General features: G+C 47.1%; 16 protein-coding genes. 2 read left to right on the top strand and 14 right to left on the bottom strand.

What is annotated here, in order from left to right:
• Position 1: 1 nt before the first annotated feature.
• The 3 genes from MHI48_RS04445 to MHI48_RS04435 are packed head-to-tail and all read right to left on the bottom strand — an operon-like array spanning position 2 to position 3,993.
• The gene (locus MHI48_RS04445) at positions 2 to 1,354 is read right to left on the bottom strand and encodes a cell wall metabolism sensor histidine kinase WalK (protein ID WP_076329516.1); all 1,353 of its coding nucleotides are present in this window, start codon (positions 1,352 to 1,354) and stop codon (positions 2 to 4) included.
• Positions 1,351 to 2,025, bottom strand: a complete 675-nt coding sequence (locus MHI48_RS04440; RefSeq protein ID WP_036605998.1) for a response regulator transcription factor — start codon at positions 2,023 to 2,025, stop codon at positions 1,351 to 1,353. Before MHI48_RS04440 ends, MHI48_RS04445 begins: the two co-directional genes overlap by 4 nt.
• A gap of 54 nt (positions 2,026 to 2,079) precedes the next feature.
• Positions 2,080 to 3,993, bottom strand: a complete 1,914-nt coding sequence (locus MHI48_RS04435) for a serine hydrolase (RefSeq protein WP_245838457.1) — start codon at positions 3,991 to 3,993, stop codon at positions 2,080 to 2,082.
• Between the two features lie 228 nt (positions 3,994 to 4,221).
• Here MHI48_RS04435 and MHI48_RS04430 point away from each other — a divergent pair, with 228 nt between their 5' ends.
• Both MHI48_RS04430 and MHI48_RS04425 read left to right on the top strand, forming a co-directional pair.
• Positions 4,222 to 4,587 carry a DUF6713 family protein gene (locus tag MHI48_RS04430; protein ID WP_405143173.1) on the top strand — a complete coding sequence of 122 codons (366 nt, stop codon included), beginning with the start codon at positions 4,222 to 4,224 and terminating at the stop codon, positions 4,585 to 4,587.
• Positions 4,588 to 4,659: 72 nt separating this feature from the next.
• Positions 4,660 to 5,649, top strand: coding sequence for a DUF4003 family protein (locus tag MHI48_RS04425; RefSeq protein WP_405143171.1), 990 nt, complete (start codon positions 4,660 to 4,662; stop codon positions 5,647 to 5,649).
• Positions 5,650 to 5,779: 130 nt separating this feature from the next.
• Here the strand turns inward: MHI48_RS04425 and MHI48_RS04420 are convergent, their stop codons facing one another.
• From MHI48_RS04420 to MHI48_RS04370, 11 genes are all read right to left on the bottom strand, one after another.
• On the bottom strand, positions 5,780 to 9,127 hold the full coding sequence (locus MHI48_RS04420) for an ATP-binding protein (protein ID WP_405143169.1): 3,348 nt from the start codon (positions 9,125 to 9,127) through the stop codon (positions 5,780 to 5,782).
• Positions 9,128 to 9,215: 88 nt separating this feature from the next.
• A complete protein-coding gene (locus tag MHI48_RS04415; protein ID WP_405143167.1) occupies positions 9,216 to 10,175 on the bottom strand; it encodes a substrate-binding periplasmic protein in 960 nt (319 codons plus the stop codon).
• A 2-nt stretch (positions 10,176 to 10,177) separates the two neighbouring features.
• Entirely contained in the window at positions 10,178 to 10,393 is a 216-nt protein-coding gene (locus MHI48_RS04410) for a hypothetical protein (protein ID WP_017690588.1), read from the bottom strand.
• A gap of 48 nt (positions 10,394 to 10,441) precedes the next feature.
• Complete coding sequence (locus MHI48_RS04405) at positions 10,442 to 11,173, bottom strand: hypothetical protein (RefSeq protein WP_405143165.1); 732 nt, start codon at positions 11,171 to 11,173, stop codon at positions 10,442 to 10,444.
• Positions 11,174 to 11,210: 37 nt separating this feature from the next.
• Positions 11,211 to 11,954, bottom strand: a complete 744-nt coding sequence (locus MHI48_RS04400; protein ID WP_340031907.1) for an SDR family oxidoreductase — start codon at positions 11,952 to 11,954, stop codon at positions 11,211 to 11,213.
• Positions 11,951 to 12,256, bottom strand: coding sequence for a phosphopantetheine-binding protein (locus tag MHI48_RS04395; RefSeq protein WP_083684981.1), 306 nt, complete (start codon positions 12,254 to 12,256; stop codon positions 11,951 to 11,953). The genes MHI48_RS04400 and MHI48_RS04395 overlap by 4 nt, the downstream gene beginning before the upstream one ends.
• A 39-nt stretch (positions 12,257 to 12,295) precedes the next feature.
• The gene (locus MHI48_RS04390) at positions 12,296 to 14,755 is read right to left on the bottom strand and encodes a beta-ketoacyl synthase N-terminal-like domain-containing protein (RefSeq protein ID WP_405143163.1); all 2,460 of its coding nucleotides are present in this window, start codon (positions 14,753 to 14,755) and stop codon (positions 12,296 to 12,298) included.
• Positions 14,756 to 14,771: 16 nt separating this feature from the next.
• Entirely contained in the window at positions 14,772 to 15,608 is an 837-nt protein-coding gene (locus MHI48_RS04385; RefSeq protein WP_405143161.1) for a GNAT family N-acetyltransferase, read from the bottom strand.
• 7 nt (positions 15,609 to 15,615) lie between these two features.
• Positions 15,616 to 16,920, bottom strand: a complete 1,305-nt coding sequence (locus MHI48_RS04380; RefSeq protein ID WP_405143159.1) for a dicarboxylate/amino acid:cation symporter — start codon at positions 16,918 to 16,920, stop codon at positions 15,616 to 15,618.
• Positions 16,921 to 17,096: 176 nt separating this feature from the next.
• Positions 17,097 to 17,465 carry a hypothetical protein gene (locus MHI48_RS04375; protein ID WP_017690595.1) on the bottom strand — a complete coding sequence of 123 codons (369 nt, stop codon included), beginning with the start codon at positions 17,463 to 17,465 and terminating at the stop codon, positions 17,097 to 17,099.
• A gap of 101 nt (positions 17,466 to 17,566) precedes the next feature.
• On the bottom strand, positions 17,567 to 20,485 hold the full coding sequence (locus MHI48_RS04370; RefSeq protein WP_083677559.1) for an NHLP bacteriocin export ABC transporter permease/ATPase subunit: 2,919 nt from the start codon (positions 20,483 to 20,485) through the stop codon (positions 17,567 to 17,569).
• Positions 20,486 to 20,505 lie beyond the last annotated feature (20 nt).

Genomic DNA, 20,505 nt, shown 5'->3' with positions numbered 1-20,505 from the left:
ATCATCCGGAAGGCAAATGAACCTGCACCGTTGTCCCCACGCCCACCTGACTTTTCATTTCGACAGTTCCGTGATGGAGCATCACGATTTTTTTGACGATGGCAAGGCCCAGACCGTTACCACTGATGCTACGATCACGTGACAGGTCTGTTTTATAAAACCGTTCGAAAACATAATCCAGTTGCTCCGGCGCTATTCCAATGCCCGAATCGGTTATCGTGAAAATGATTCCATCTACCGACTGGCTCGTGCGTATTTCGATACGCCCACCCACGGGAGTAAACTTAATGCTGTTGCCTAGTAAATTCATCCACACTTGGTTAAGCTGATCCCGATCTGCCCTGATTTTGATACCGTCCGCCAATTCTAAGTGAATTCGAATGCCTTTGGCTGACCATTGAGGCTCGCAAGTCACCACCACTTGCCTGATTTGCTCATCAAGATTATAGGTGGTTGTCTCGAACGGATGATGATCGGAATCCAGAGACGCAAGCTCCAGCAGATTATCACTTAGTCTGGATAGTCGTCCACTCTCCGTAATAATGATATCGAGGTAATAGTTACGATCGGCCTCAGCGACCAGGCTGCTGTTTTTCAACGCCATGGCAAAACCGGAAATAGAGGTCAGCGGCGTTTGAATCTCGTGCGATACATTGGAAACAAAATCCTGTCTCATCTGTTCCAGCTGTTTAAGCTCACTCGCCATTTCATTGAAACTCTGCGTCAATGCTCCCATTTCGTCCACGCGCTTTGTTTGGATTTCCACATTAAAATCACCCTTCGCCAGTCGTTTGGTTGCCCGCGTCAACACCTGGATCGGCTTTACCAAATACCTTGCAGCAATAAGGATACAAAAACTCCCGATCAACAGTGCAAGCAATAACACCAGCAAAATCATCCGATTAATGATATTTTCGTTCTGCGGAGAATACTGCATAAACATGGCTTGTGGTTCCCCTTTGTATGGAAAAGGAAGACCGATGAACGTCTGCTCCACTTCTCCGGGAGAACGATAGACCTGACCCTGCAACACCTTTTGAACCACTTCTGGTGCGATTTCAACGGTCTCTGTATGGTCTAGGTCATAATAGGTTACGTTACCCGAAACGTCATATAGATGAATGGGATAGGTGGACACTTTCACCATACTTTTGATGAAAGCATCCCTGTCCTCAGGTTGCGTTTGCTCATATAGACGGATCAGTTCCTCCCCTACAGAAATCATGTCATTCTGACCGATATGATTTACTTCCTTTTTGAAAAGGAAGATCCCCATGAAGAAAGAGGTCAGCAAGCTGAAAACAATGACGACCAGAAACGTGCAAATAATACGAACATATAAGGTTTTGATCATGTGATGACTAACCGGTAGCCCAGACTACGAGCCGTTTCAATCTGAAAATGGTGTGCATCACCAGCGAATTTTTCACGTAGTCGCTTGATATGAACATCAACTGTCCGGTCATCTCCTTCATAGTCACTTCCCCAGATCTTAATGATTAACTGTTCCCGGGTAAAAATCTGCCCAGGCTGGTTTGCCAGCATGAACAGCAATTCAAACTCTTTTAAAGGCAAATTGATTGTTTCCTCTCCACGAATCACTTGAAAGCTGCGTCGATTCAGCATAATGCCCCCTAGTTGAATGGTCTGGGAGGAGACAATCAAGTAACGTTTCAGCAAAGCTTTTACTCGCATCACAAGTTCCAGCGGATCAAAGGGTTTTGTCAAATAATCATCTGTTCCCAACTGAAATCCCTTTACTTTCTGGGCCGATTCCCCTTTTACCGTGACCATTAGCAATGGCATATTCAGATCCATACGCCGGATCTCCCTGCATAATTCCCAACCATCCAATCGCGGCATCATAATATCAAGGATAACCAGATCAATTGGGGATTTCCCCACAATCTCCAGTGCTTCCGCACCGTCCTTGGCTACCACAATCTCGAATCCTTCATTCCGCAAAAACAAGGTAATCAGCTCACGAATATGCACATCGTCATCCACAACTAGGATTTTGGTCATATGAAATGTATGCCTCCGATATCTATCTTGTTCTTCCTATCTGGGCGCAGGTTTTCAACCAAAATGCCATCCCAGCAGGTTCCAATGATAGAAAAATAAACTCAAGATCACTGCTGCTACCATTACGAACGTATAATGCACACGCTTCAGTAACGTCCAATATTGGTTTTTCCATGCCAGGACGCTCATGATGAATATTGCCGCAGTCAACCCTACAAGGATAACCGGCATAAACAGATAGAGACGTAAAGATAGTGGAATATGGCTAAGCCGATCAATCAGATTCATGTTCATCACCAGAAGTGTTGCACCCAAGGTTAGCAATGCCCACACGGACGTAACGGTTGACAGTCGAACTGCCCATTTCTGTGCTTTTGGCATCACTCTGATTTCGCGTCTGCGATAAACAAATCCATGCAATACAGTGATGAACAGAACAACCGAAATGCCGAGCAAGAGGAGCCAGAACTTCGATTGGTTCATTAACGGTGCAGGTTCCAGCGGCATTGGGTTTAATATATCCAGAAACAGATACGTGACCTTGCCCTCTGCATCGGTGCGGAACCCCATCTGATGTGTCCCTCCGACCTCCTGGAATAAATTCACGCCAATCTGAGTATACACTTGCTGATCTGCACCACTTCCAATAAACAGTCGGTTATCCGAAAACTCAATATTGATTTGAGTCAGAAAACTGAAAAACTTATCGATCTTCGTGTGATTACGACGTGTAAATTGATAGGAGCCTGCATATTTTTCCAGAGACTCCCCTAATTCGATAGAAGTTTCATTAGGCTGCTTAGTTGCATGTACAGGATAGTATCGGTCAAAAAAGGCTTGCGCCAACCCTTCTGCTGCCGTTCCGCCTTCCCCTCCACTATAGGAAACAAAGATGCCCACTTTTTTGTCCGGTACAAGATAAAGCGCTGTATTAAACAGCTCATCGGCCCCTCCATGAGAGATCACACGTAGCCCATTCATATTCAACTCGTAAAAGCCCAGATCCATAGCGGGTAAACGTTCATCAAACTGGAATGCCGGAGAATGCATGAGCTTGGCTGTCTCCGGCTTGAGCATTTGTTTATCTTCATACCGCCCGTCTTGAAGATGGGCAATCATAAAATGAGCCATATCGTTCGCCGAGACGCTTCCTGATCCCGCAGGACGGAATCCTCCCTCATACGTTGGCCGTTTGGTTACAAACTCGCCGTTAGCTCGGGCGTATCCAAGGGCGGCATAAGGTTCCAGAGACGCTGGAACAGGCTCCTCTACCGTAGCATAATTCATGCCCAGCGGATCAAATATATTTTTCTGTATATAGTCATTGTAGGCAACACCGCTCACTTCTTCGACGATAAGTCCCGCGAGTGAAGCGCCATAATTGGAATACGACAGCATCTCGCCTGGTGGCTTAACCCGTGCAGGCATATGTTTCGCCATCGTTTCAGTAATAGAGACGGGAAGTTTCCCCGGATCGGTAGTGATCTGATAACCTACACCGCCTTCCTCAAAGCCTGCGGTATGGGTCATGAGATGGCGCAACGTAATCGGAACCTCATAGGTTTTCGGTATTTTCACCGTTTTTAGATAAGTGTTGACGTCTGTATCAAGATCAAGCTTGCCCGCCTCAACCAATTGCATCACGGCGGTCCATGTGAACAGCTTTGTTGTTGAAGCAATTCGAAATAAGCTGGTTTCGGGATCAACGGGTTTATTTTCTTCGATGTTGGAATGTCCGTATCCTTTGGAGAGCAGGATCTTCCCATCCTTCACAATCGAAATGACTGCGCCTGGGATCTGTAAAGATCGCATTTGCACATCCATCATCCCATCCATGAATGCCGTTAACTGATCAGCATCCTCCAGATTAGCTACGACTCCTTGCTCCAATTTGCCCGAATTTAATCCCTGATTGGATACTGCTGCCGATAGTGGCATGGTCCCTAATCCAGTTGCCCCTAATATCATGCCTAACAATAACACCAGTAAAATCATTTTCCCAAAAATCTTTCTTATCAACGATGACATGACTTGTCCCCACCACTCCGCATATTTTTTAATACCTGTTCCTTACGCTTTCTTTCGAGAGCATATCAAGCACGTATGAACGGAGCGTGAATCTTTTTTTCATATTTTGCCAAATTAAATTACCTTTAGTAAGATAGGAGCAGATTGAATAGGAAAAGGAGACTTTACATGCCTGACTTTTTACTGGTTTTATTTTTGTTTAACCTGTCTCTCTTTCTGCTTCACGAAATGGATGCCATCAGGCGGTCCGAGTGGAAATTGTTTATGGTGTTAAAAGATATGGAAGATGATAAAGCCTATAGGTATTTCACTTGGATTCACCTGCCAATGTATACCATCATCCTCTCTCTTCTTTTTAGCTCATATCAGACCATTACATTTTGGGTGCTGGATATCTTTTTCATCATACATACCGTATTACACTTCTTTTTCGAAAAACATCCTCGAAATGAATTTAAAAACGGGTTCTCCAGATCATTGATCTACCCTATGGGAATAATCGCTTTAGTTCATTTAATATCCCTAATCATCTAATCTGTTTACATCGACGGAATGAAGGAAGCTGGAAGGGTATTGTTGAATAACAGTGAATATGGAGGTGTGCCTATGCAGCAGCATCATGCAGAACGAGTTGAATTATTTGTTTCCAACACCCAGATCATCAAGAAGTCATTCAAATGGCAACATGCGATGATGCAACGTCTGGTTGCCCTGCTCTATGCAGCGGAGAATAAAACAGCGGATGGGGAAGCTATTCGTCAAAGCCATGAGTTGATTAAGCAAAACACAAAACTCTTCTCTGCATTCAGAGGTAATTCGGCCATTAGCATTGCTGCCATGCTCTCCCTTACAACGGATGAAGAGACGAGACTGGCAGACACCTTGCATGTCTATGACTTGATGAAAGAGATCAAATTTCGCAACTCCGATTATCTGGTTATTGCCGCCTATCAGATCGCTACTCAGACATCACCTGACCAGTTTCAACCTACGGTGGAGCGGGCCAAATCATTTTATGACGGCATGAAAGCAGAGCATCGTTTCCTCACTGGACAGGACGACTACATTTTCGCTGCCATGTTAGCCCTTTCCGATCTCGAGGTGGATACTGGTGTGGCACGTATGGAACAACTCTACGGGGAATTAAAAACAGAGTTCTCTTCCAGAAACAGTGTGCAGGCGTTAACACAGGTCCTGGTTCTTGGAGATGATCCCCCGGATGCAGGTGCTCGTGTGATTGCTTTAAATGAAGCTTTTCGCAAAAGGAATCTTCGAATGGACAAAACCTATACGTTAGCCTCTCTTGGAATACTTTCTCTACTGCCTTCGGACAGAGACTCATTAGTGGATGAAGTCGCGGAAACAAATGACTGGTTACGGACTCAAAAAGGCTTCGGTGCCTGGTCAATCGACAAACAGGAGTTGCTCCTGTTCTCGTCTGCTCTGGTAGCCATTCAACATGTGGAGAATCTGCGGAACGGTGTGCTTACGACAGCAATCTCAACCAGTATCACAAATATTATCATCGCTCAACAAGCAGCCATGGCCGCAACTGCCGCAGCATCGGCTGCTGCCGCTTCATCATCATCAAACTAGCAAATTAATTCGACTCATAAGACGCTCCGTGCAAAACAAAAAACGAGTACCCGGGTGAACCCTGAGTACTCGTTTTTCCTGTTGAACGCCACTCATTAATGGCTTAATTACTGTAAATCCTTGTCTTTCCCTAATCCAGAACATACAGAGGCAACGTGAAATAAAAAGAACTCCCTTTTCCGACTTCACTTTCTACGTGTATGTTTCCATCATGATACTGAATAATTTCCTTCGCAATCGCAAGTCCAATTCCACTGCCCTGAACCACATGCCGATCATGTTTCTCACGGAAAAAGCGATCAAATACAAATGGCAGTGACTCTTCCATAATACCCGCTCCATTGTCCTCCACACGGATGGTAAGTCGTCCTGGAGATTCACCGTCATTTTCCCATTCCTCAATGGAACAATGAAGACGAATCATTCCGCCTGCACCTGTATGCTGAATCGCGTTAAACACCAGATTGGTCAACACCTGAGTAATCCGATCCATATCAATCACGACTTGATATTCACTTCGCTGAGCAGTCGTAATGTTCATCTGAAATTCGTAGCTCATGTCAGCACGTGCGATGTCCAGCCTGAATTTGTCCTGAATGGTATCCATTAACTCCTGCAAGCTCATCATGATAAAGATCATTTCAGACTTGCCCGACTCCAGTCGGGACAACTCGAATAGATCGTGAATGAGACGGTTTAGCCCCAGCGCCTTCACTAAGACCATTTGCAGATATACTTTTTGATCCTCTTCATTATCCACCAATCCGGATACAATTGCCTCCACATAACCCTGAATCGCAGTCATCGGTGTGCGCAGTTCATGCGATATATCGCTCAGCAATCGTCTGCGTGACAATTCCAGACGGCCCATATCTTTATTTTTCTGCTCCAGCTCTACTGTACGATCCTGTATACGATGCTCCAGGTTGGTATTTAACTCGGATAACTGCTGATTCAACTCTTCAAGCTGCTGTGCGTTCAGACTCAGCTCCTGAGCAGACCTTTTTAACAACAACAGTGTGCGTACACGGCTTATGAGTTCATTACGTCCAATAGGTTTTGATATATAATCATTGGCTCCGGCGGCAAAACAGGCTGTAATTGTATCATCTCGATTACTTGCTGTCATAATTAGAATAGGTAACTCAATCAGACTGTAACGCTCCCTGATCAATCCGCATAGTTCATATCCAGACATGCCAACCATCATCATATCCGTGATCACCAGATCAAAATTCTGCAACTCATTGATACGCACGAGTGCTTCAGTGCCACTGTTCGCAATTTCAAACACACATGCCAGTGGTGCAAGCTGCTGAATCACCACCTGCAGGTTAACGGGCTCATCGTCCACAATTAATACACGATAAAGTTGGATCTCCGATTCTTTCGCGGAACTGACTTCCCTATTAAGAGCATGTGAACTTGCTGTCTTAACTTCTGCAACAGAACGAAGGGTGCTTACGCCGTTCTGAATGAATTCATTGTTTTGCTTATCCGGTAGCGCAGTTGGAACATTCTTCTTATGCTGCCTGATGGTGAACGAGAAAAGGGAGCCCTGATTCACTTTCGACTGTACTTTAATCTCTCCTCCATGCAGCTCGACAAGTTGCTTGGTGATTTTCAGTCCAAGTCCGGTACCCGTGTTATCAATGGATTCCAGCTTTTCGAATGGATTGAAAATCATTGCAAATTTATCCTCCGGTATGCCAATCCCTGTATCCTCTACCTGAATTTCTATATCGCCCTGCACAATCCGTGCACGAATCACGATATGACCCGATGGTGTGTACTTGATCGCATTGCCGACCAGATTAAACAAAATTTGCTGCATTCGATTCTCATCTGCTTCGATCGGTGGAAAGTGGGGATCAATTCGATTATGTAATAGAAGATCCCTACCAGTAATGAGCGGTTTAACCACGGTGAGGACTACCTGAACTAATTGGTGCAGATTTATTTTGGTTCGATTCAGACGTACATCGTTATTTTTAAGAAGTGCATAATCCAGAATATCGTTAATCAGAAAAGACATACGTTGACCACTTGAGACGATCATGTTCAGATGCATTCGCTGGTTATCTTCCAACCGGTCATCCATGCTGTGTAGCAACGACTGCGTAAGCCCGATAATTCCGTTGAGCGGTGTACGAAGCTCGTGGGAGGTATTGGCCAGAAACTCATCTTTTACCCGATCCAATTCAAGCAGGCGCGAAGATAAACGTTCATTGGTTTTAATGGCATTGGAAAATTTGGTGGATACAATAATCGACAGACAAAGAATGAGAAAGAGAAGACCATATGAGAAATAGATTCCTGTTTGAATTATACCGTTATTCATTAAAATATCATTCACTACGGTAATGAAGAATACGATGGTACCTGCCAGCATCCAGTGTGCCCCAGCAAGTTTTTTCATGGCAGCTCGGACCACATTTTGAATGATCACAATCCCGATCAGAATCGCGTATGCCTGCATGAACAACGCAAACTTCGTATATACCTGAGTAGGTGTGAACAGGATAAATACAGTGAATAGCAACCCTGGAATCCAAAATATACGTAATCGTTTGGACATCTCGTTGGGGAAAATGGAGTAACAAAAAAGTAGAGCAAGTGGAGAGCTGCCCAAGAAGCCTAAATACTCAATTTTAAGGAACGTATCACCACTCATTCCCGGAATAAGCTCTGATAAAATGTACTGGGAATCAGAGCTGTTCTTCATGGCCAGCAGAATGCAGATCAGACCAAAATACAGAGACTCCCGATTTTTGCGCAACAATGCATACAACAGGATATGGTAGAGCCCCATAATCAACATGCAGCCAATAATCATGCTCTCGGATACAATTTTGTATTTCATGGATTGATTCAATTGATTATATTCACCGATCGTTAGAGAGCCAAACAAACCCGCTTTTCGATGTGTATAGTTCGAAACTTGAATGATAATATCAGCTTGAGTCCGCCCTGCCTCCATTCGGATTAGAGCAGGCACCTTATATGAAGAAGATTCCTTTAACGTTCGTCCGACAATCCCACTTTCGGATACCAGTTTGCCATTAATCCACAATCGGTGTGCGGAAGTTATCCCTGAGGTTAGTAATCCCAGCTCTATATCTTGCTCAGGTAAATCCACCACCAGACGATACGTGGCGAATCCCGTATTATCCAGCTTATGCCCACTGATTTCATAATTCCCCCAAGATTCTGGAACATTAACGTAACTTACCGGACCCGTTCGTTCACTGGCAAAATCCTTGGGCTCCAGCAATTGTTTCCAATAGAATGCCCACTCGCCATCTAACCGACTTCCTTCTCCAGAGGACAGAGCTTCACTGGTAATCGTTAAACGCCCATCCTGAACTTCTGCATTCATCTGATTAGAAGGTAATTCGAACAAGATCAGTACCGTAAAAATCAGAAAAAATAGCATAACAGGGATGATGTAATACAGGAAAGAAGTACGTTTATTCATGAGATTCCCACCACTGTGTCCCCTCTTTTAACTGAATAAAAAACCGAACCACCGGGTTCATGCATGTATCATAGCACAACCCTATTGTTCAGATGCCATAGTTTTCAAGCCAGCGCTGAATCTTCTTCTCCTGCATGTGAAGATACGTATTGATCCACTGGTGGAGATGCATGCGGCGCGGATCAACGGCTATGGCAATATCGTCATCCTGATCCTCCAGCTGCACATATTGAAGGTCAAGGGAGTAGGCTGGATTCTGATCCAAATAACGTGAAATTTCAAAAGCATCATAGACTGCAGCGATCACTTCGCCTTGCCGCACACGATCAAACAATTCGGAAGTATTCTTGTAGGCAATCTGTTTTTGCGTGGGGAAAAGCTCACGTGTGAAGCCTACGTAAGACGTCCCTTGAACAATGCCGATCTGTGTTCCACGTTGCTGAAGCAGCGTTAGCACATCGGAAAATTCGTTTTTTTTGCCGAGCTCCGCAAGTTGAAGGCGGTTAATCAGCAGTGCTTGTTTGAAATGCAGATACGCATTAGAGAACAGTACTCGCTTCGCCCGCTCCAGGGTGATACTCAATTTGGATATGCCGACATCCACCTCCCCGGAAGACACCTGATCAATCACTTCATCGAAAGAATCCGCTGTTCGGATATACTCCGGTTTAACTCCAAGCTTAAGAGCGATGTCGTTGGCAAGCTCAACATCGCTCCCGCGCAGTAACCCTTCTTCATCGGTGTAAAAGAACGGATAACGGTCCTCTACCTTCAATCCAATCCTCAGCTTGCCCCTGCTCAAAATATCCCGAATATCTTGCGGATATCCTTCTAATTCTTCCGCAGTATAAACTCTTGGTTCCCTTCCCTTAACTGCATTAGCTGCTGTGATGTCCGTTTCTGCTGCCCGAGACGGAGCCGTTTCAGTCTGCGGACTTGGTATGGTTGATACAGCGTCTCGGGATACGCTTGTACAGGATGAGAGGATAAGTCCTATAGTTAACATGAACAACAGCAAGATGCACAGCCGGCCGTAACTTCTGATCATGGTTAGCCCCCTTCTCCTGCAAGTGGAAGCTGCGTTTTGCGAAAACAAGCTGCACATACGCTCATCTCGTACACTGCAATTCGAATGTGGCAGACTTTGCAACGCGCAATTGAAACAGTCGCCAGTCCACCGACAACCTCTTCCAGTTCTTCTTCCAGCAGTTCATCGGACTGGCGGTTCTCCTGCTCCGCATCGTTTCCATTCTGTTGATATCCCATCTTCTGCCTCTTTCGAAGATTACTGAAGCCGTATTGTCTCAGATCATATCAGAGAACAGACGGAATACCGTAACCCCACGTTATATTTTGACCACTCATGCCCTGACCATAATCAAGTAATAGGCCTAGACCTTGTACAAGCTCTTCCAATTCAGGCACAGAAGGTTTTAAGGTGAACATATCATAGATCTTCCTGCGACTTCGTCCGGCATTTATGTGGTTCTCCATACGGTGGTAACCAAACGTTAACGTATTGACCGAGACTCGAAAAGGCGTCATCTCTTTGGCAAAGCTTTTGACATATGCCTGGGCACCCTGGTTATACACCGGAGAAGAAGGAAATCCACTATAGTGCATCATATCTGCCAGTATGGGTACGATCATCTGTCCACTCTGTTTACGCGCCATAAAATGACCTGCTGCACGGGTATATAGAAAGAGTTCACTTAACTGACGATGGCTGGTTAGAGCAAAAGCCGCCGGATCACTTTGGAGCTTAGACAGTTCATCCACCCAGCTACTGCCATGAATATAGAAGTCGAGCCCCTGCATATGCTCGGCAGATGCTGACAGTACGGATTCAATTCCCTTCATTGCCAGGTCCGGCGCAACGATAGTCCGGCAGTTCTTCTGGTCGTGCACAGACAGATCGGAATGAAACTGCTCTGCTTGTTCTGATGTGGCGAAGCTTGCTGTAATCTGCAAGCCACGATGTAACAAATATACAACCATCATCTGCATAGCTGTACTTTCTGCATGATGCACATACGCCGTTTTCATTAGCTTCCCTCCCTCTGATTCCAATTCAAGTTTGCCCTTAACGCAAAAAGCCGCCATCCAGTTTTAATGTCTGTCCGGTATGATAACGTGCCGCGGGTCCTGCGAGGTATATTACCGCCTCAGCTACCTCTTCCGCAGACCCTTGCCTTCCGGTGAGGGTGTGGCGCAGAAAATCATTCAGCTTCTCTTGCGACACCTCCCCCGTCATCTCGGTATCAATCATACCTGGTGCGACGGCACTGACCTGAATGTTGTGTGATGCATACAGGCGGGCATATAACTTCGTCAGCCCCATCAAAGCGCCTTTGGAAGCTGCATAATTACACTGCCCTTCCCGGCCATATATACCGCTCACCGATACCAGGTTGATAATGCTTCCACTGTCCTGAAGAACCATGTAGCTGACTGCTTCCTGTGAGCAATAACAGGCACCAACATAATTGGTGTCCAGCACCTCATTCCACTGGTGCTCTTCCATCCGCAGTGCCATCTGGTCGCTCGATCTTCCGGCATTATTGATCAGGACATCCACACGACCAAATGTATCAAATACCTCTTTCATCACATCCGCTACAAAAGCATGGTCCGCAACAGAGCCCTTGAACAACTGCATCCGTCCGCCTGCTGCACTCACCTCTTCTGTTAGCCGGTCCGCTGCAGCGTCATCCCTGACATAAATGCCTGCCACAATGGCTCCCTCTGCAATGAATCTCATCGCTATGGCCCGCCCTATGCCCCGTGTTACCCCCGTAACCACAACGACGTGATCACGAAAGGTCATTGGCCTCGCGTTCCTTTGGTCTTTCTGGCCATAATCAGTTCGGCAATAGATTGCACATTTTTCAGATGAATCTGCAACTCTGTCGCGGGAAGGTCCTCGACCATCACGCCGTATACTTCTTCCATACCAACCATAACCTCAAACGCCTCCACAGAGTCCAGTCCCAGTTCTTCACCGAACAAAATCATGTCATCCGTAATTTCCTCTGCGGTGATGTCCTCCAGTTTGAGCCGATCAATTAACAACGTTTGTTTGATTGTCTGTTTGATCTCATCCATCTCTACCTCGTAATTCACTGTCATATGTGTAAGCCTCCTATAATTTTTTTCAATTAACACGGTTCACTCAGCGACGCTACTGACGATTGCCGCAGAATAACTGCCATTAACGGTAGAACTGATGGTCAAAATATGCTGATATGCAGATGTTCGCTCAGGCAGGCCCAGATGGGCGTAGGTACCTTTGGCAAGTTCGTGCATGACTCCCGGGCTTACAAGCTCTGCAGCCGCCGCGAGATGTAACATCGAACTGTACGATTCTCCATAGCCAGCCCATGCATTAAGGTTAATGATCGGCACAGATGGTACGGCCACAGCTTCCCCGATCGAAGATATGGCGCTCTGCTCTAACTCCAATTCACCGGGACGTCCCACTGAATTGAGCAAAATCAGATCCATTTGCCCCATGCTGGTTTCTGCTTCATGGAGTGCATCGGTAACTGCCCGGATCAACGCCTCGCTCTGTCTCGAAGCGTCATGTGCTGCGCCAGAAGCAACACCGAGTCCACTCAATTCCGCATAGATCCCGGATCGCGTCTGATCAGCTTCTTCCAGGTCACTGAGGACCATACAGACACTGCCTTCCGTCATCTCGTAACGGCTGTCCTGCAATCCCTTGGCCCGGTCGATATCCTCCGCAAGCTGGGATCGTTCATCTCCAGCACCAATCATACAAGACGTCAGGGCTCCCTCTCGGATCTTGCCCGTTGCATACAATGCGGCAGTCAATCCCTCAGTGCCTCCTGTGCTGAAGGAGCTATTGAATCCCTTAAATTGCAATTTCTCAGCCGTCTGACCAGCAATGGAATTAATGACCGTATGCGGGAAATAGATCGTACTTGCATACTCCGGGCCTTTGACAAATACAGATTCCAGAAAGTTCGAAATACTGCTCGTGCTTCCTCGTGCTGTACCGTAGATAAAGCCCGTATGTTCCCGCTGAGACTCGCCCAGCGCTGCATCCTCCAGCGCTGCAAGGACTGCACCAATCGTATTCTGTGTGAGCTGGTTCATTCTGCGCTCATATTTGCTCTTATCGTAATCTTTTAAGGAGAAGAAGGACGTTTCCGTTACCTGTTTGGTATCCTTACCAAAAGCCCCGAGTACATTTCCCTTACGGATATCCCCTTTGCTGACGGCACCCACTCCAGTAATGACAACACGTCGTCTGGGGACTGCCTCGCCCGGATGCTCTTCAAGTGAATTCTCACGTTCAGCATTCTGCACGCTCGAATACCACTCTTCTTCGATTCCATTTGTACGCAGCACAAGCGAAACATTGTGTCCTCCGAACCCCGAATTGTTACAGATCATATATGCCGGACGCATCGGACGCATCGAATGTTGAACGATATCAACATCCTCGCATCCTTCGCGAGCTTCTTCAAAATGAAGCGTAGCGGGAACGTATCCTTGCCTGATAGCGTAGAGCGAGGTAACCAGCTCCAATGCAGCCGAAGTACCTAATGTATGACCAAAATAGGCTTTGCTTGAGCTGATAGGAATCGACAGATTAGGCCCGAAACTACCCTGCAGACCACTAATTTCAGCACGATCATTCGCCTGTGTTCCAGTCCCGTGTGCGTTTACGTATTCAATATCCGTTTTGGATACTCCGGCAAGGCTGATCGCCATCTCCACTGCACGTTGTATACCCGCACCTTCCGGGTGAGAAGCCGTCATATGATGGGCATCGTTACTCAACCCATAGGCACATAATTCAGCATAGATCGTAGCACCACGTTCAAGTGCGGCGTCCAGTCTCTCCAGAACCACAAAAGCAGCACCTTCTCCCAGATTCAATCCGTATTGGGTGCTGAAGGGTGAAGAGGGACGGGAATTAAGTGCACGGAGTACATTAAATCCGGCATATACACTATGCGACAATGGATCAGATCCGCCAGCGAGCATCACATCGGCATACCCCCAGCGAATGAGATCACTTGCATAGCCTATGGCATTGCCACTCGCAGCACATGCCGTATTTAACGTTGTGACCGGACCTGCCACACCCAGAACTCGCGCTGCATCATCGCCCTGCTGATAAAATGGATACCTGGACGTATGATCAACGTCCAACTCAGACAGGTTCCACTGTTCTTCCAAAGATAGAACTCCACCGTTACACGTACCCAGCGTGAGTCCGATCCGCGCAGGAAGAACGGATGGCTTTCCGCCTGTTCCTTTTGCCCTGTCGTGATGTTTCATGTTATCCGCATGTGCTATTGAAAGGCCACTATCGATTAACGCTTTCCTCGCAGCAGCGATGGCATAACGTGCACATAAGTCCATGGATAGCTCCGCTGTGCCTGCAAGTGCTCCTTCACGGATGGAATCCTCCAACTGACCTGCAAGTGAACTCTGTAACTTATCTGTATTGAAGCGGGTGACTTCCCGAATTCCGGTCTCAGCAGCAACCATACGCTCATATACCATCTGCGGATGATCGCCAAGTGCGCATAATACGCCCATGCCTGTAATCACGATACGATCCTTCGTGTTGGTATTCTCTCTGTCGCTCATATCCGTCCTCCTCTCCTTATCCCAATCGGATATGACTGCTTCGCTTCTCACTCGTCTTCCAGGAATACGGTGCAAGCCACTGCCGGGAAAGCTTCATCATGATTGGTGTACTTTGGTTAACTGTGAACATCGCGTGGGGGATGCCTGCCTCCGTTTGAACCCGGATGGATCTGCCCAGCATCTGAAAAGCCAGACCGAACTGTTGATATTCCGGCGCAATATACAGTGCATCATACAAGATCGTGTCCTCGTCCAGTCGATACGTCATCGACCACCCCTGAACTCCCTGTGTAGATTGAATACCGAAGCTGTTGCTTGGTTCCAGAGGAGCAAAGGTTTTGAACGGAGACAAAAATGAAGGGAAATCAAGCTCTCCTGTTTCAATGGATTGTCTAAGTTGTCCCTCTTCCTGATCTGCCCATAGAAATAACTCCAGCCCATTGGGGATAGCTCGTTCCCTTAACCAGGTCGCCTCAGCAATTCCGCTTCCAAGATGGATATGGAAAACGACTGATTCACATTGCGGCTGTATCCAGCCTTCCTTATGCAATAAAGCTTCGATCGTATCCGTCGAAGACTTGTCAGAGTAATAGCTCAGAGAGAGCGTAGCCATTTCTTTCTCCATACCTAAAATTCGTGCTTCCTGGAGCAACGATGTAGCGATTTTTTGCCTGCGCCATGGCTTCGATACGAAGATACACTGTAAGACTGCATGCCCGTATCCACCCCGCTGCTCAAGCACAAGCAGGCCCACGGGGACACCTTGCGATTCTGCTCCGATTAACATGAACCGTTCAGATTCCATTGGATCATTCAAGCTCTGTTCCACTTGTTTGTATAACCACTGAAACATGAACGATTTATACTTCAACCTGTCCTGGAGTGTTAGCCGTTTGATAGTGATCATAGTTATCCTTTCTGGCTGACAATAGTGAAGTGGTTAGACATTGTATGGATACATTCGCAGCCGTAATGATAGGATCAATAATTGGATTCATAGCCAAAAGCAGAATGATGGTGACCTCGGAAGGCAGACCCAGCATCTCCGCAATAACCGCGATCATGCCAATAGAGACAACACCCGGGGAGCCTGCACCAGCAATCGATATCACCACAGCCCCTGCAAGCACCACGATCCACTGCGACAACGTAAAGTCAAAATCATACAATTGGACGGTAAAGGTGATGCCAAGCGTATACACAAGCACCATACTGTAACGGCACATGATCATGCCCAGAGGTACGACCAATTGTACGATACGCGGATCTTGCTGAAGCTTCATACTCAGTGCCTCCATACAGGTCGGAACGGTGGCGATACTATTCCGTGTACCGAATGCCAGAATTAACGCATCCTTCAATGCAGACAGGATGACCCAGACAGGCTTCCGCAATGTTACAGCCATGATCACAATAGATAGCACAATCAGAATCACGCTGGAAATGTAAAACATCATAATCAACTTCATCATGGCAGGTAGAATATCCAAATTTAGTGTCGCGAACTGCCCTGCCATCATACAGAAGAGTGCAAAAGGCAATGCGTACATGGACCAGGAGATCACCTTTTGAAACGCTCCAAACAATACATCAGCAATCTTCAGCACGTCATCTCCCTGCGGTGTCCGCATCATGCCGACTGCCACCCCAACGATCACGGAAAAAAACAAGATTTGCAGCGTATTGTTTTCCGTCAGCGCTGTGAATATATTGGATGGAATCATGTTAAGCAAAAACGAAAATATCCCCTGCGGCTTCTCTTCGATGGACAGGGCACTGTTATCGGCGCTCAGATCGTATACAATAGCCCCAAGTACATGTTTGGATTCTTCTGGCAGCCCTGCACCCGGACGAGCGATTCCACCAAGACTGAGACCCAACAGACCACAGAATATCAACGCTATGGTATATACCATGCACATGCGAACGATCATCTTCATCGCTCCGCTCTGGATAAACAGACTGCCGATGCTAGAGATGATGGCGGTCATCATAATGGGAATGACACACATCTTCAAAAAGGACAGATACAGATCGCCAAAACGTGATACGGCATGAGCCAACTCGGGAACGTATAATCCTGCCGCAATTCCAGATACCATACAGAGCACAATCATCCAGAATGATTTGATCCATTTCAATGAGAAAGCTGTCTTCCTTGACACGCAGGCACCTCTTGTTCGTCATTGTAGCCATGGTGACTGCTGCACTGAATTCCTGTTCAGACAGCGGACCTTTCGGCTCGTGTTAAGCAATTTGGAGTGCGATCCTACCTGGGTAGGGGATCACACTCCAATTCATTCCATGCTTTTTAATATAAGTATGAAGTATATAAGGAAGACTACTTGGCTTGTGCGTTACCGTAATTCTCTCCAACACGGATGGCTGCTCTTGCTGCATCCTCGGCAATACTACCCACGCCATTGAAGAAATCAGTTGCGCCGTCTTTGCTACCACCAGCCACAGATTCCAGCTCGGTTTCTGTCAACTCATCCGCCTCGCCGCGTGCTTCTGGCAATACAATCGTTGCGTGGTAACCTGTTCCATCTACTACATTGATTTTGAACTCACGTGGTACTTCTTGACCCGTTTCTTGCTGAATTGCTGCGTAGATGTCGCTTACAGCCAATGCGCGGAATGCTGCATCCGAACTTGCCTTAGCCATAACTGCGTTTACCGTTTCTTGAATCTGCTCTTCTGTCCAACTCATGTAATGATTCCTCCAATAGATCGATTTGGTTTCTTACCTTATTCAGCATAACAGCCCAGTTTCAAGCAACGCTCAAGGTTACTTCAAGTTTAGTTCAAATCTTAGGCCAGCTGACGGCTGGCCAGTTCCGCGAAGAGCCCATTCTGCTCCATCAGCTCCTGATAGGTGCCGGACTGAATGATTCTCCCTTTATCAAATACATAGATATGATCCGCCTGCGTAATCGTACTGAGCCGGTGTGCAATCACAATCCTTGTCACCTGAAGCTTGCTGAGGCTTTGGCTGACAATACGCTGTGTCCGGTTGTCCAATGCACTTGTTGCCTCGTCAAAAAAGAGAATCTTCGGCCGTTTGGCAATGGCTCTGGCAATCATTAAACGCTGCCGTTGCCCACCGGATAGTGTACCTCCACCTTCGGAAATTACGGTGTGCATGCCCATCGGCATGCTGCGGATGTCATCATCGAATCCAGCCATGGCTGCGGCCTCCCAAGCATCCTGAATCGTCAGATCCGACGTTCCTGTGATATTCGTGAAGATATCACCGGACATCAGTTTGCTATTTTGTAACACCACGCCGAACTGACTCCGAAGCAAGCTGATATCAAGCGAACGCAGATCCTGACCATCGAAATAAATAGAACCGCTCTGAGGTTGTTCGAAACCCAGTAACAATCGCATCAAGGTAGACTTTCCACAGCCTGATGCCCCGACAAAGGCTACATATTGTCCTGATTTGATATCCATCGACAGGTCGTTCAACACAAGTGCCTGATCCTCTTCATACCGGAACTGGATATGGCGAATCTCGATCGCTCCACTCACCTCACCCGGATCTTCCAACTGATCATGGATTTCAGGTAACGTTTTGAGAATGGGTTTGGCTCGTTCATATAATGGAATAATGTTCACCACGGATAATAGTGCTGTAGCCATACCGAGCATGGCCATAAGGAAGCTGGTAAATGCAGCGAAAAAGGCGATAAACTGTCCTGCCGACATTTCTGAACGGGTAGATACCACCAGGTAGAACAACACCATTGATGTCAGCAATGGGAAAAAGGCTTGAAAGACACTGGAGAAGCTATCCAGCATCCGAACTTTATAGGACCACTTTTTCTGCTCCGCAAATGCTCTGGCCCACAAGAAGAAAGCCCGGTTCTCGGCTGCTGCCATCCGAAATTTGCTCATTCCGTTCAATAGCTGAAGTACTGTTCCGGCAATCTGTCCCTGAAGCTCCAACAATCGGCGCTGGTAACGTACCTGTAGCAGGCCAATCGCAAAGGTAAATGACATGGAGATGAGGACAAGACCACCCGCCACCAAGGCAAGAACAGGACTATACCGGAACAATAATGCAAATTGAAAAATGGAGAACACACCTGTTAGCAGCGAACTGATTACTGCACCGGATAACAGCTGCCGAATCGCATTGATGCTTCCCGCTCTGGAAGCCAAATCCCCGGCTGAATAGTTTCGGAAGAACGAAACCGGCAGATTCAGCAATCGATCCCAGATGGCAGCCTGAACCGCATTCTCCACGCGTCCTTCCATACGCAGCGCGGCAAGTGAACCTGCGAGTCGGAACAAGGCAATCGATAACACGACCGCGATGAGGATAAAGGCCATCTGTACCAACGGCCCTCGATAAGACTCCGGTATAATGGTATCCACCAGAATACCGCTGGCGAGCGGGACCATAATGCCCAGTAATCCAGCCAGTGCCCCCATCAGAATCACCATCACGAGATCCCGACGAACCGAGTGGTGAGCACCATACTGAAGCAGGTCTTTGATGCCAAGCTCGCGCGCGGGAAAAGGCCGGTAAAACATGTACGCCATCGGTTGTATGGTAGCCGCCATTTCATCATTAACGAACCCATTTTCCCCGTGCAATGGATTCTCCCAGCGATAAGAATTGGCCCCTGCCGGGATTAATGCAATTGGCTCGCCTGATGTCTCCAGGTATCCAACAAGCGGTCCATTGTCCGCTTCCCACCATTCCCCTTTAAGTACGACCTGGCGGGAACGCACACCGGAAGCTTCCGCCATCTCCTGGACAGGTGAACGCTTCGATTGGCTTTTTAATTTTCGTGTAACAGGCTTCATCACGATACCAGCATAGTCCCCAACGATCTTGCCTACCGGGTAAAGCGGATCAGTAGAATAAAAAGAGACAACTTGCTGCTCATCCGGCCCGGTAACGGCAATCAGTTTTTTGAGCGCATGGTCCATTAAGGAATCATCATGCTCCGTACGCTGTTGCAAGCGTTCCTGTTCCTGCAAGCGTTCCTTGGCAACCACGACCGCAAGCCTGTTGGCGACTAATCGATGGAAGGCATATAACCCGTGAAGTGACGGATCTGTGGGTAACCAGGACTGTGTTACTTTTACATCGACCACAGCCGCTTGTTGCGTTTCCAGCCAGCCCGAGGACGTTACGGGTATGTAACAAGCATCTTCTGTAGTAACGGGATGTTCTTTCCCCCAGAGTACCATGCCATCCTGTACTTTAATCCATACGGTACGCATCGGCCTCCAGGTCTGATCAGGTATCAGATTCTGATCTTCCCCAGGTTCCAACAGTGTAAATTCAAGTGGTGAATTCCGTACATTCAGTGCTGCCGACCAACTACCAACCCACTGATCTACCCTGGATGCCAGCCACTCGTTATCCCACTGGTCGTTTACTCTTCGGTTCAGGAGTAACTCCTTATCTATCCGGAATACTTTGGTACCGACAGACGCTGTTAACAACAAGCCCATTCGCTCCACCATCTGACCATTGTCAAAGCCGAACAAGAGCGCTCCCTCATCCAGACTGAACATATAACGGCGTTTATGTCTTGTTCCGGCGTTCTCTCCTTCCATGACTACAGCGAATATATCCACGTAACCGGAAGCCACGTACCATACACTGTTCTCATCCGTGATCAGAATAGGGTTATTTCCTTCCACATCATGAATCGTTCCAACCTTTGTAAAAAATGACTCCATTTTCGGCCTGATCGGCTCTGCCACGCTTTCACCCCCTTCTGCAC

Origin of the sequence: Paenibacillus sp. FSL H7-0942, from assembly GCF_045040715.1 — a bacterium.
Taxonomy (GTDB): domain Bacteria; phylum Bacillota; class Bacilli; order Paenibacillales; family Paenibacillaceae; genus Paenibacillus; species Paenibacillus amylolyticus.
The sequence above is the reverse complement of the archived record's forward strand: the minus strand, read 5'-3'. Positions and strand labels throughout refer to the sequence as shown.